This is a genomic window from Yersinia antarctica, from assembly GCF_056636475.1.
Map to the genome: position 1 here is coordinate 1,323,476 of NZ_JBSJQF010000001.1, position 13,053 is coordinate 1,336,528.

The following is a 13,053-nucleotide window of genomic DNA, read 5'->3' on the forward strand; positions in this document are numbered from 1 at the left end:
CTCTACTTCCACAAAGTAAATTTGTGGGAATGACGATGGGCGTACTGGTACACTAAGATTCAACCTGTAGCTATTCGGGTTAATGTGTTCAAAAACAAACCACTTAATATATGTAGGTTAAATAGTGGTTTTTTTACTGGTGATTAAATTATTCTTTATAAATCAATGATGAAGTATTAATGAGCTATCAGGTCCTTGCCCGTAAGTGGCGCCCCCAAACGTTCGCAGACGTCGTTGGTCAGGAGCATGTCCTGACGGCGCTGGCTAATGGCCTTTCATTAGGGCGAATTCATCACGCCTATCTATTCTCCGGCACCCGTGGCGTTGGCAAGACGTCGATTGCACGGCTATTAGCCAAAGGTCTTAACTGCGAAACCGGCATTACAGCGACGCCTTGCGGTACCTGTGCTAACTGCCTGGAGATCGAGCAAGGCCGTTTTGTTGACCTGATCGAGATAGATGCCGCCTCGCGCACGAAGGTAGAAGATACCCGAGAACTGCTGGATAACGTTCAATATGCTCCAGCCCGTGGCCGCTTCAAAGTGTACTTAATTGATGAAGTGCATATGCTGTCGCGCCACAGTTTCAATGCGCTACTAAAAACACTTGAAGAGCCGCCAGCCCATGTGAAATTCTTGCTGGCGACTACGGACCCTCAGAAACTGCCGGTGACCATCCTTTCCCGCTGTTTGCAATTCCATCTCAAAGTGATTGATGTTGAGGTTATCCGTGGGCAGCTTGAAAAAATATTACTGGCAGAGCAAATCAGTAGTGATGCGCGTGCATTACAATTATTGGCACGGGCGGCCGATGGCAGTATGCGAGATGCGCTTAGTCTGACAGATCAGGCCGTTGCGATGGGCGATGGGCATGTGACGACAGCTACAGTCAGTCAAATGCTGGGAACGCTGGATGACGAGCAACCCTTGGCGATTATCGAGGCGCTGGTCAGTGCCGATGGTGCGCGGGTGATGGCTCAGGTAGAACAAGCGGCATCACGTGGTGTCGATTGGGAAAACTTATTGGTCGAAACCCTAAGTTTGCTGCACCGCATTGCGATGGTGCAACTGCTGCCATCAATGTTGGATAATCACTATGCGACGGTTGAGCCTCGGTTACGCGAACTGGCCCGCACATTGCCACCTGCTGATATTCAGTTATATTATCAAATTCTGTTAGTGGGCCGCAAAGAGCTGGCTTATGCGCCGGATCGCCGCATGGGGGTTGAAATGACCTTATTGCGAGCGTTAGCTTTTCATCCTAAAGCGATAATTGCCGAACCGCAGAGTGTATCTGTCAGTGCGCCAGCAGCGATTGGGGGTAACAATGCACCGCAGCACTCCCCAAATACGCAACAGCCCGCATCTACTCACTCAGGGCCACCGCTAGGGCTTGCCGCTGAAGTGAGTACTCAGCTCCCAGATTCTACTGCGCAGCTCCTTCAGGCACGGACCCAGTTGTTGCGACAATCCGGGACAACCACACCAAAAAAGAATGAGCCGGCAGCGCCAGGAAAAGCGCGGCCGGCAACCTCGGCACTGGAGCGTCTAGCTTCGGTGACTGAGCGCAGCCAGCAGCGTCTGGCCGCTAAATCAACCGAAGAAAAGAAACCGGCGAAGAAAGAAGCTTATCGTTGGACCGCGCAGAATCAGTCTGAGGTCGTAGCTGAGCCAGTTACCACGCCTAAGGCGTTGCGCTCTGCGTTAGAGCATGAAAAAACACCGGAGCTTTCTGCCAAATTGGCTGAAGACGCCATGGTGCGGGATCCTTGGGCGGCAGAGATAGATAAGCTACATGTTCCGAAATTGGTACAGCAGCTTGCGTTGAATGCATTTAAAGAAGAAATAGAACCGGGTAATATTTGTCTTCACCTGCGTTCTAGCCAGCGGCATTTAAATTCGCCCACGGCACAAAAGGCGCTGGCTGATGCATTGAGTGAATTACACGGTAATGCTGTCACACTTAGCGTTATCGAAGATGACAACCCGGCGGAGCGTACTCCGCTGGAATGGCGGCAGGCCATTTATGAAGAAAAGCTGGCACAAGCACGCCAGTCGATTATTGCGGATAATAATATTCAGACACTGCGTCGTTTCTTCGATGCAGAATTGGATGAAGAGAGTATCCGGCCGGTTTAACCGCTGCGGTAAGTGCATGGTGTACTGACGCGGCCCCTTGCTATGAGAGATGACTATGTTTGGTAAAGGCGGTATTGGCAATTTAATGAAACAAGCCCAGCAGATGCAGGAAAAAATGCAGCAGATGCAGGAAGAAGTCGCCAAATTGGAAGTTACCGGTGAATCTGGCGCGGGCTTGGTAAAAGTAACCATCAATGGGGCGCATAACTGCCGCCGGGTTGAAATTGACCCAAGCCTATTGGTTGAAGAAGATAAAGAAATGCTGGAAGATTTGATTGCTGCGGCATTGAACGATGCAGCGCGTCGTATCGATGAAACGCAAAAAGAGAAAATGGCTTCGGTCTCCAGTGGTATGCAATTACCACCAGGCTTTAAGATGCCGTTCTGATGCAAACCAGTCCACTCCTTGAGTCATTAATGGAGGCGTTGCGCTGCCTGCCGGGCGTTGGCCCGAAATCAGCGCAACGTATGGCATTCCAACTGCTACAGCGTGATCGTAGTGGTGGAATGCGGCTGGCGCAGTCATTGACCCGTGCGATGTCCGAAATCGGTCACTGTGCTGATTGCCGGACATTTACCGAGCAAGACCGTTGCACTATCTGCTCCAACCCACGCCGGCAGCAGAATGGCCAACTCTGTGTGGTCGAAAGCCCGGCAGATATCCATGCTATTGAACAAACCGGCCAGTTTGGTGGGCGTTACTTTGTGTTGATGGGGCATTTATCTCCCATGGATGGCATTGGCCCTGGCGATATTGGTTTGGATTTGCTGGAAAAACGGCTTGAAACTGAAACTATCACTGAAGTCATTTTGGCAACTAATCCGACCGTAGAAGGGGATGCCACTGCCAACTATATCGGCCAGATGTGTGGTCAGTATGGCGTATTAGCCAGCCGTATCGCTCATGGCGTACCAGTAGGCGGCGAACTGGAAATGGTTGATGGTACGACATTATCGCACTCACTGGCTGGGCGTAATCCTATTAAGTATTGATCCCATTATTTATTGTGGGCGATAGTCTTGTTATTGATTATCTTACGAATAAATTCGTTAGGGATAATAAGTCAATCGCCCTCGATTCTCTATTTTTTTCTATCCTCATACTTGAAACTTTCACCTATTGGCCCCATCTGATACTCATTGTTCGATTTTATGTACCTGTCGGTAATTTGGATTGAGGTAATTAATGAGTATGAAAGGTCAAGAAACCCGTGGATTCCAGTCTGAAGTAAAACAACTCCTCCATTTGATGATTCACTCGCTTTATTCCAATAAAGAAATTTTCTTGCGCGAGTTGATCTCTAATGCCTCTGATGCGGCAGACAAACTGCGTTTCCGCGCGCTGTCTAATCCTGAATTATTTGAGGGCGACGGTGAGCTGAGAGTGCGTTTATCTTTTGATAAAGAAAAGCGTACTTTGACTCTAAGTGATAACGGCATCGGTATGAGCCGTGACGAAGTTATTGATAATCTTGGTACCATCGCGAAGTCAGGGACCAAAGCATTCCTTGAGTCTATTGGTTCAGATCAAGCCAAAGATAGCCAATTAATCGGCCAGTTTGGTGTCGGTTTCTACTCCGCATTTATTGTGGCAGATAAAGTCACCGTCCGTACCCGTGCAGCCGGTGCGCCTGCTGATGCTGGCGTATTCTGGGAATCGGCAGGCGAGGGTGACTACACCATCGCGGATATCACCAAAGAAGAGCGTGGTACAGAGATAACCCTGCATCTGCGTGAAGGTGAAGACGAGTATTTGGATGATTGGCGCTTGCGCTCAGTCATCAGTAAATATTCAGACCATATTGCTTTGCCAGTTGAAATTCAAAGCAAAAATGAAGAAGACGGCACGGTCACCTGGGAGAAAATCAATAAAGCTCAGGCATTATGGACGCGCGGCAAAGCAGAGATTACTGACGACGAATATAAAGCATTCTATAAACATATCGCGCATGATTTCACCGACCCGATGAGTTGGAGCCATAACCGCGTCGAAGGTAAGCAGGAGTATACCAGCTTGCTGTATATCCCAGCTCAGGCCCCGTGGGATATGTGGAATCGCGACCATAAGCATGGTTTGAAACTTTACGTGCAGCGCGTGTTCATTATGGATGATGCTGAGCAGTTCATGCCGAATTACCTGCGTTTTGTTCGTGGTTTAATAGATTCTAATGATCTACCGCTGAACGTCTCGCGTGAGATTCTGCAAGACAGCCGCATTACTCAGAATCTACGTAGTGCGCTGACTAAACGTGTGCTGCAAATGCTGGAAAAACTGGCTAAAGATGATGCTGAGAAATATCAGCAGTTCTGGCAGCAGTTCGGTATGGCGCTTAAGGAAGGCCCAGCGGAAGACGGTAGCAATAAAGAAACTATTGCCAAGTTACTACGCTTTGCTTCAACCCATACCGACAGCTCAGCGCAGACAGTGTCTTTGGAAGATTATGTCAGCCGTATGACTGAAGGGCAGGAGAAGATTTATTACATCACTGCTGACAGCTATGCTGCGGCGAAGAACAGCCCTCATCTGGAACTGTTCCGCAAAAAAGGCATTGAAGTCTTGCTGTTATCTGATCGCATCGATGAATGGATGATGAGCTACCTGACCGAGTTTGACGGTAAAGTTTTCCAGTCAGTCAGCAAAGCAGATGACTCACTGAATAAGCTGGCAGATGAAGAGCGTCCAGATCAGCAAGAGGCCGACAAAGCGCTGGAGCCATTCGTTGAGCGGGTTAAAACCCTGCTGGGCGAACGCGTGAAAGATGTCCGCCTGACGCATCGTTTGACGGATACGCCAGCGATAGTGACGACTGATGCCGATGAAATGAGTACGCAGATGGCGAAATTGTTTGCTGCTGCGGGCCAACAGGCACCAGAAGTGAAGTATATCTTTGAATTAAATCCTGAACATAGCTTGGTTAAACGCGCTGCTGATGTGACTGACGATGCTCAGTTTGCTGAATGGGTAGAGTTATTACTGGATCAATCGCTGTTAGCTGAACGGGGAACATTAGATGATCCTAACCAGTTTATCCGCAGAATGAATCAGTTATTAACGGCTTAATTGAGTAATAGAACGCCTCAGATAGATGTGTTATCTGAGGCGTTTTTTTATTTATTTTCAATGGGTTGTTTTTTTATTTCTCCTGGATGTCATTGATTCTCTCCTGCTAACCGGCCTCGCGCGCCTTGAGCCAACCCCCCTGAAAATGGTATGGTTGCTTGTTTTCCGCAATTTCGATTTTTTTAAGAGCTTATCCCCGTTGGCGTCATTGTTGCAGCCAGTTTTAACATGGACAGCGCGGAAGAGCCGGAGCGTACACATCGTACGTGAGGATCCTGAGCACTGCCTTGGTTCAAAATGGCAAATAAAATAGCCCTAATGGGATAGGCTCTAAGTAAAAACACATAGAAAAACTACATAGCAAGGGGATTTACGCAATGCGTATCATTCTGCTGGGCGCTCCGGGCGCTGGTAAGGGTACTCAGGCTCAATTCATCATGGAGAAATACGGTATTCCGCAAATCTCTACTGGTGATATGTTGCGCGCCGCTGTAAAAGCAGGTTCTGAGTTAGGTCTGAAAGCGAAAGAAATAATGGATGCCGGCAAACTGGTTACTGATGAGCTGGTTATCGCATTGGTTAAAGAGCGTATCACCCAGGACGATTGCCGTGATGGTTTCCTGTTAGACGGGTTCCCACGTACTATTCCTCAGGCTGATGCCATGAAAGAAGCCGGTATCAAGGTTGATTATGTGCTGGAGTTTGCTGTACCAGACGAGTTGATTGTTGAACGCATCGTCGGGCGTCGAGTACATGCTGCTTCAGGCCGTGTTTACCACATTAAATTCAACCCACCTAAAGTTGAAGATAAAGATGATGTGACAGGTGATGAACTTACTATTCGTAAAGACGATCAGGAAGCCACTGTTCGCAAACGTCTGATCGAATATCATCAACAAACCGCACCACTCGTTTCTTACTATCGTAAAGAAGCTGATGCAGGCAATACGCAATATTTTAAGCTGGACGGAACCCGTAAAGTAGCAGAAGTCAGTGCAGAACTGGCGACTATTCTCGGTTAATTCTGGATGGTAAGATAGCTAAGGCGGCCTAAGGTCGCCTTTCTCGTTTTACGGATCTCGTTGAAGACTTATTCGTAAGCTCGAATAATAAGCGTAATATCCCCCACAAGGATTTTGCATCATGCAAAGTAAGCTCGGCGTATTAATGGTCAACTTGGGGACACCGGACGCCCCAACACCGCAAGCAGTAAAACGCTATCTGACTGAGTTCCTGAGTGACCGCCGGGTGGTTGATACTTCCCCGTGGCTGTGGTGGCCTCTGTTACGCGGTGTCATTTTGCCTATTCGATCTCCCCGCGTGGCTAAATTATACCAATCAGTCTGGATGGACGAAGGGTCACCGTTATTGGTCTATAGTCGGCGGCAACAGAAAGCATTGGCGGCACGTATGCCAGAGATCCCGGTTGAGTTAGGTATGAGTTATGGCTCACCAAATCTGCCAGATGCTATCGATAAGTTATTAGCCCAAGGTGTGACTAAGCTGGTGGTTTTGCCGCTTTATCCGCAATATTCCTGTTCGACCAGTGCCGCTGTGTGGGACGCTGTTGCCCGTATTCTGAAAGGATATCGTCGGTTACCATCGGTTTCTTTTATCCGTGATTATGCCGAACATCCCACCTATATTTCGGCATTACAGCAAAGTGTTGAACGTGCTTTTGCGCAGCATGGCAAACCTGACAGACTAATACTTTCCTTCCATGGTATTCCTAAGCGCTATGCTCAACTGGGGGATGATTATCCACAACGTTGTGAAGATACTAGCCGCGCGTTACGTGGCAAATTGGTGTTGCCAGCCGAAAATATCATGATGACATATCAGTCTCGCTTTGGTCGTGAACCTTGGTTGACGCCTTATACCGACGAGACATTAAAAAGTCTCCCCGCCCAAGGTATTAAGCATATTCAGCTGATCTGCCCTGGTTTCTCTGCTGATTGTCTTGAAACACTGGAGGAGATCAAGGAGCAGAACCGGGAGATTTTCATGCACGCCGGTGGCGAGAAATTTGAATATATTCCTGCGTTGAACGACGATGAGGGGCATATAGACCTTTTAGAACAGTTGATAAAACAAGAAATTGCTCAACTATCTCTTAATTCGTAATTTTTATGTATCGATTGGTATATTAATGATATGTGATTACATATTTACCTACTCCTTTCTCTTGTAATGCCTGTTTAGATGTATGAGAATTAGGCTTTTATAAACAACAGGTATGTAAGTATGTGACTTAACTGTTTGTTTTTATTTGATTTTTAAGTTAAGCAAAAGACTGAAGTTTTAGAGTAGTGCATTGGTAGCTGTTAAGCCAAGGGCGGTAGCGTGATTTTATTTTTCACGATTTGAATTTATATATTTTTGAGAGATATACTCTGTATTATGAGAGATAAAAATAATTGAGTATCTTTAGCAATCATGAACAATATAGTCTAATCCAATAACTGGAAATGAAAATGTCAGTTTTACGAAGAAATATATTTTCTTTACTTCTATTACAAGGCAGTAACTATATTATTCCACTCCTTACATTGCCATATTTAACTCGAGTTTTGGGCGTGGAAGGTTTCGGTATCTATAGCCTTACTCTTTCTTTAGCACAGTATTTTGTTATTTTAATAGATTTTGGATTTAATTTATCGGCCTCGAAGAAAATTGCTGAACATCAAGATAATCCAGAATATATATCTAAAGTTTTTTTTGAAACACTTTATTCCAAATCAATATTATGCGTCATTTCAATTCTTATAATTATTTTACTTACGATTACAAGTACGCATGCTGTTATCCAAAGTGAGTTGATTTATACTGTATTAATGTTAATTGGTACCACGTTAATGCCTGCGTGGTTTTTCCAAGGCATAGAAAAACTATCTGTTGTGACAAATTTAATGATAGTAGCAAAGCTATCAATGCTACCTTTATTTTTTATTTTTGTTCACAGTGATGCGGATATAAAATATGCAGTAATAATTCAATCGTCAATGAATTTATTGGCTGGTATCATAGCAATAATATATATATATCGGAAAAAACTTGTAAGAGTAGTTAACTTCTCTAGTCTAAAGATAGCGCATACATTAAAAGATTCTTTCCCGATATTTTTTGCAACATTATCTATTAGTCTTTATACCATGAGTACGACAATTATAATTGGTATATTCAGTAATGTTTATGAAGTCAGTATATTTACGGCAGCTGATAGAGTTAAAGGGGCTATTTTAGGTGTATTTTTAGTTCTAGGAAATGCATTTTACCCCAGAATAAATTCGTTATTGGTTAATAAAAAAGAAGAGGCCTACTCTTTAATCAGAAAGATTTTCTATTGGCAGGGTGGCTTGTGCATTGCTATAACAATTTGTGTCATAGTTTTCTCTAAATTGATTACTAAAATAATGTTTGGCTCTGAATATTCGGAGGTATCAACACTTTTAATTTTATTTTCTCCTGTTTATATTCTGGTTATACAATCGACTGTACTAGCTAACTACATTTTATTACCTCATGGGTATAAGAAATCTTATACGATTTTACCAATGATTTCGGCAGTAATTCATATCCCTCTTTGTGCATATCTTGCCTCTAAATATGGAGCTTGGGGCGGTATTATTTCAATTATTACTATTGAGGCTTTATCATTTATATGTTTGATTATTATTCTTAAGAGAAAAAATCTCTTATTTGAAATACTTTCGAGAAACAAACATGGATAATAAAAAAATACTTTCGTTGATTATACCTGTCTATAATGCTGGTAAGTATCTTGAGTCATGCCTAATTTCTGTATTTTCACAATGGGATAACATGCTTGAAGTTATCATTATCAATGATGGTTCAACTGATAACTCTGCTGATATAATCAGTAAATATAGTAAAATATATGACTTTAAATATTTGTCACAAGATAATTCAGGTGTATCCGTAGTGCGAAATAAAGGTGTAGAGATCGCCACAGGAGATTATATAGTCTTTGTCGATGCTGATGATATCTGGTGCGATAAAATATATTCTAGTATCAAAAAAATAATTATAAAAAATGCACCTGATTGTATATTATTTAACTACATTGAATTAACTGAAGGTAAAGAAAATAAATTCGATTTAATAAATAAGAATGAATTCACTAAAAGTAATCTAGAATCAGTTAAGATTGGTATAGCCAATAGTGAAATGTTTTATCTCTGGCGGTGTGTTTTTAATAAAAATATCTTTGACAATATAATTTTTGATGTTGGACGTAGATTTGAAGATCAATTGATTTTTCCTATTTTAATTAGTAAATGTGAATCCATCTATGAAAGTAAGGATTACATTGTTAAATATAGACAAAATCCAGATAGTATTACTAAAAACCTGAATGTTTCAGATCTTGATGATAGCGAGGTCGGGCTGTTAAGATTTAAAGATCAGTATATAAAATATCATAGTAGATATTGGACTGCGATTATCGCAAGTGTATTTGTATCTCATATATCTAAATGTGCCAGAATATACCATATTGATAAAAAAACAGCACTGAGGAGTTATAGGAAATCTTTCGAAATAATATCATTAAGGCCAATTATTTCTTCAGGTAACATAAAGTCTATTTTATATTATATATTTAGCGATATAATGTTTTATCGATTGGTTTCGGCTGTTAAAAATGAGGTGAAAAAATAGTATGGTTACTGTTACTATATTTACTCCTACTTTTAATAGAGCTAAAGTGCTAAAGCGCTGCTATCTTTCCATATTAGAGCAAAATAGAAATGATATTGAGTGGTTAATAATTGATGATGGTTCGATAGATAACACAATTGATGTTGTAAATAATTTTCAAAATGAAAATAGAATAAAAATAAGGTATATCTATCAAGATAATAGTGGGAAGCAAGCTGCTTGGAATAAGGCGGTAGAGAATGCGAGTGGTGAGTATTTTATCGGGTTGGATTCCGATGATGCTCTTATTAGTGGTTCAATAAGCAAATTACTTTCAATAACAAAAGTACTGGATGATAAAGACATTATTGGTATAAGAGCTTTGTCTGTTAGCTCAGAAACAATGAAACCTAATAATTATTACTTATCCAATGAAGATAAGAAAAGCTCATGGTTAGATGAGTTTCGTTCAGGTATCCGTGGTGAGAGAATTGATTTGTTTAAAACAGAGTACTTACAAAAATATTATTATCCAGTTAAGCCAGGAATTAATTTTATTCCTGAAATTTGGTTTTATAGTACGATATCTAAAGAGTATTCATTTTTTTATAGTTCAATTCCAGTTCGCATCTTTTTTGATGATGAGAAAACGAACCGGCTCAGTCAGTCCTCAATAAAAAAGCATGCAATAGGCCATTATATCTCGCGTAAGGCATTACTGGGTAATACTCCAAAGGTTGTATGGTTATATAGGCCATTGGATTTTATAAAAACTATCATACGTATTAATCAGGCTATCGCTATGATGGATGAGAAGTATGTAATTGAAGAAAAAAATTCACTCTTACTTAAAATTGTTACACTGCCTGGTGTAATAATTCGTAAAATTAAGTCACAACAAGGGATTTCATGAAAGTAATTGCTTTCTTTGGTGGCGATATTAGTCTCACCGGTGGTACTGAGAGAGTCAGTTTAGCTCTTGCTAACTATCTGGTTAAAGATGGCTATCGGGTTATTATTATCAGTTTAAGTGGTAATGCTTCGCCTTTTTTTCATGCAGATGAAAGAATAAAAATCGTATCACTTTTTGATAAAAAAAAACGCTTCTCACTTGCTTATTTGTCTGTCGTTTTTAGATTACGCCGTATCTTAATAGATGAATCAATCGATGTTTTGATTGATGTTGATACAATGTTAGCATTATTTAGTACTACAGCTTTATTAGGAACCAAAAAAAAACATATCTCGTGGGAACATTTTAATTATAAAAATGATCTAAATATAAAGTCACGAAAACTAGCCAGGAAAGTAGCAGCCAAATATGCTGACGCAGTAGTCACGTTAACAGAAAAAGATCGCCAGTATTGGCTAGAAGAAAATAAATATCCAGAAAGAATAATATCGATACCTAATCCATTACCCTTTGATGTAAAAGATAAACTAATTAAAAAAAACTCAAAAAATGTTTTGGCTCTAGGACGATTTACTTACCAGAAGGGTTTTGATCTCTTAATCGATATTTGGGCTAAAGTACAAGAGGAAAATCGTGACTGGAAACTTATAATCGCAGGTGATGGTGAGGATAAGCAATTTTTATTAGATAAAATAAAGAGATTAAATCTTAAGAATATAGAGTTACTACCCACCACTCCTTATGTGAGAGAGTTATATAATCAGTCTAATATCTATGTAATGACTTCTCGGTTCGAAGGATTCCCTATGGTTTTGCTTGAAGCTAAAGCAAGTGGACTACCGATAATAGCTTATGATTGCGATACTGGCCCTTCAGAACTCATCACTGACTATGAGGATGGATTTATTATACCCTTTGATGATAGTGATAAATTCGTAAAACAACTTCTTATACTGATTAATAATGAAGAATTAAGAGAAACCATGTCAATTAAATCATTAGAGAATGCAGAACAGTATAGAATAGAGTCTACGATCGGAAATAAATGGAAAAACCTGATCGAAACGTTAATGAGTGAAAATAGAGTTTAGAATTTAACTCCAATTGGATAAGAAGATACCAGTGAATTTATTATACATTATTACAGGGTTAGGTATGGGGGGGGCTGAAAAACAGACGCTCTTGCTCGCGAATAAGATGCTTTCGGCTGGACATAATGTCATGATCATATCGCTGACAGGTGAGACGGTAGTAAGGCCTGAACAGGGTATCCACCTGAGAGAGTTAAATTTAGATAAGAGCATTTTTAATCTATGTAATGGATTCTTCAAAGCTAGACAAATAATAAAGAAATTTAAACCTGATGTCATTCATAGTCATATGTTTCATGCCAACATATTCTCCCGGATACTTCGACTATTCACCAAAATTCCAGTTTTAATATGTACTGCGCATAATACTAATGAAGGTAGTACGCTGAGAATGTTAGCGTATAGATATACTGACCGTCTCGCTTCGCTATCCACTAATGTTAGCCAGGATGCTGTTGATTCTTTTGTTAGCAAACGGGCTTCTACTGCCAATAGAATGATTGTGGTAACAAATGGAATTGATACCTCTCAATTTGATTTTTCGGTAAGTGATAGACAAACGAAAAGAGCTGAGTTAGCTATATCAGATGAGACACCAATGCTATTGAGTGTTGGAAGGTTAATGGAAGCAAAAGATTATCCAAACTTACTGAATGCATACTCTTTACTTCTCAAAAATTATAGCTATAAAATTATTCCACGACTATTCATTGTGGGAACGGGTCATCTTGATAGTTATCTTAAAAACATGGCCAGTGAACTTGCTATTGAGCAGTACGTTACCTTTCTTGGACGCAGGGATGACATCCAGCAACTAATGTGTGCTACCGATATTTTCGTGTTGTCTTCCGAATGGGAAGGGTTTCCGCTGGTTATTACTGAAGCGATGGCATGTAAAAAGTTAATTGTTGCTACAGACTCTGGTGGTATTAAGGAGGCTTTAGGTGAATGTGGCGCTGTTGTCCCAGTTAAAGATCCTGACGCTTTGTCTAATGCTATATATAAAATGATAAATTTATCTGATGACGATAAAGTATCGTTAGGCGAAAAAGTTAGAGCGCGTATCGTAAAAACAAATTCTATTGATAAAATAGTTGACCACTGGATATCTATATATACTTCTTGCAGAAAATAAGAGTTTAATTTATTTTTTTTGTAAGGAAACTAAAAAATATCAGTGTTTATTGTTTT

11 protein-coding genes and 1 other annotated feature are annotated in these 13,053 nt (G+C 41.0%); all 11 genes read left to right on the forward strand.

Annotation, left to right across the window (positions count from 1 at the left end; all coding sequences use genetic code 11):
• Positions 1–179: 179 nt before the first annotated feature.
• Complete coding sequence (gene dnaX / locus ACWJJO_RS05990; RefSeq protein WP_481090775.1) at positions 180–2,138, forward strand: DNA polymerase III subunit gamma/tau; 1,959 nt, start codon at positions 180–182, stop codon at positions 2,136–2,138.
• Positions 1,469–1,532, forward strand: a sequence feature (DnaX frameshifting element). It overlaps the preceding gene by 64 nt.
• Before the next feature lie 55 nt (positions 2,139–2,193).
• Positions 2,194–2,526 (forward strand): YbaB/EbfC family nucleoid-associated protein, encoded by a 333-nt coding sequence (locus ACWJJO_RS05995; RefSeq protein ID WP_019081276.1) that lies wholly within the window; start codon positions 2,194–2,196, stop codon positions 2,524–2,526.
• Complete coding sequence (gene recR, locus ACWJJO_RS06000; protein WP_083159961.1) at positions 2,526–3,131, forward strand: recombination mediator RecR; 606 nt, start codon at positions 2,526–2,528, stop codon at positions 3,129–3,131. The genes ACWJJO_RS05995 and recR overlap by 1 nt, the downstream gene beginning before the upstream one ends.
• A 199-nt stretch (positions 3,132–3,330) precedes the next feature.
• Positions 3,331–5,199, forward strand: a complete 1,869-nt coding sequence (htpG, locus tag ACWJJO_RS06005; RefSeq protein ID WP_372559842.1) for a molecular chaperone HtpG — start codon at positions 3,331–3,333, stop codon at positions 5,197–5,199.
• Between the two features lie 377 nt (positions 5,200–5,576).
• Positions 5,577–6,221 (forward strand): adenylate kinase, encoded by a 645-nt coding sequence (gene adk, locus ACWJJO_RS06010; RefSeq protein ID WP_083159957.1) that lies wholly within the window; start codon positions 5,577–5,579, stop codon positions 6,219–6,221.
• Positions 6,222–6,339: 118 nt separating this feature from the next.
• Entirely contained in the window at positions 6,340–7,323 is a 984-nt protein-coding gene (gene hemH / locus ACWJJO_RS06015) for a ferrochelatase (RefSeq protein WP_442848352.1), read from the forward strand.
• 350 nt (positions 7,324–7,673) lie between these two features.
• Positions 7,674–8,930, forward strand: a complete 1,257-nt coding sequence (locus tag ACWJJO_RS06020) for a flippase (protein ID WP_083159953.1) — start codon at positions 7,674–7,676, stop codon at positions 8,928–8,930.
• Positions 8,923–9,879: a glycosyltransferase gene (locus ACWJJO_RS06025; RefSeq protein ID WP_372568776.1), complete on the forward strand. Its 957-nt coding sequence runs from the start codon at positions 8,923–8,925 to the stop codon at positions 9,877–9,879. The genes ACWJJO_RS06020 and ACWJJO_RS06025 overlap by 8 nt, the downstream gene beginning before the upstream one ends.
• Position 9,880: 1 nt before the next feature.
• The gene (locus ACWJJO_RS06030; protein WP_083159949.1) at positions 9,881–10,771 is read left to right on the forward strand and encodes a glycosyltransferase family A protein; all 891 of its coding nucleotides are present in this window, start codon (positions 9,881–9,883) and stop codon (positions 10,769–10,771) included.
• On the forward strand, positions 10,768–11,862 hold the full coding sequence (locus ACWJJO_RS06035) for a glycosyltransferase family 4 protein (protein ID WP_481090776.1): 1,095 nt from the start codon (positions 10,768–10,770) through the stop codon (positions 11,860–11,862). The genes ACWJJO_RS06030 and ACWJJO_RS06035 overlap by 4 nt, the downstream gene beginning before the upstream one ends.
• Before the next feature lie 31 nt (positions 11,863–11,893).
• Positions 11,894–12,997, forward strand: a complete 1,104-nt coding sequence (locus ACWJJO_RS06040) for a glycosyltransferase (RefSeq protein WP_372568778.1) — start codon at positions 11,894–11,896, stop codon at positions 12,995–12,997.
• The last annotated feature ends 56 nt before the right edge of the window (positions 12,998–13,053 follow it).

Coding starts and splice junctions, on each gene's coding strand:
- dnaX (WP_481090775.1), top strand. CDS start 180: ATGAGCTATCAGGTCCTTGCCCGTAAGTGGCGCCCCCAAACGTTCGCA.
- ACWJJO_RS05995 (WP_019081276.1), top strand. CDS start 2,194: ATGTTTGGTAAAGGCGGTATTGGCAATTTAATGAAACAAGCCCAGCAG.
- recR (WP_083159961.1), top strand. CDS start 2,526: ATGCAAACCAGTCCACTCCTTGAGTCATTAATGGAGGCGTTGCGCTGC.
- htpG (WP_372559842.1), top strand. CDS start 3,331: ATGAAAGGTCAAGAAACCCGTGGATTCCAGTCTGAAGTAAAACAACTC.
- adk (WP_083159957.1), top strand. CDS start 5,577: ATGCGTATCATTCTGCTGGGCGCTCCGGGCGCTGGTAAGGGTACTCAG.
- ACWJJO_RS06020 (WP_083159953.1), top strand. CDS start 7,674: ATGTCAGTTTTACGAAGAAATATATTTTCTTTACTTCTATTACAAGGC.
- ACWJJO_RS06025 (WP_372568776.1), top strand. CDS start 8,923: ATGGATAATAAAAAAATACTTTCGTTGATTATACCTGTCTATAATGCT.
- ACWJJO_RS06030 (WP_083159949.1), top strand. CDS start 9,881: ATGGTTACTGTTACTATATTTACTCCTACTTTTAATAGAGCTAAAGTG.
- ACWJJO_RS06035 (WP_481090776.1), top strand. CDS start 10,768: ATGAAAGTAATTGCTTTCTTTGGTGGCGATATTAGTCTCACCGGTGGT.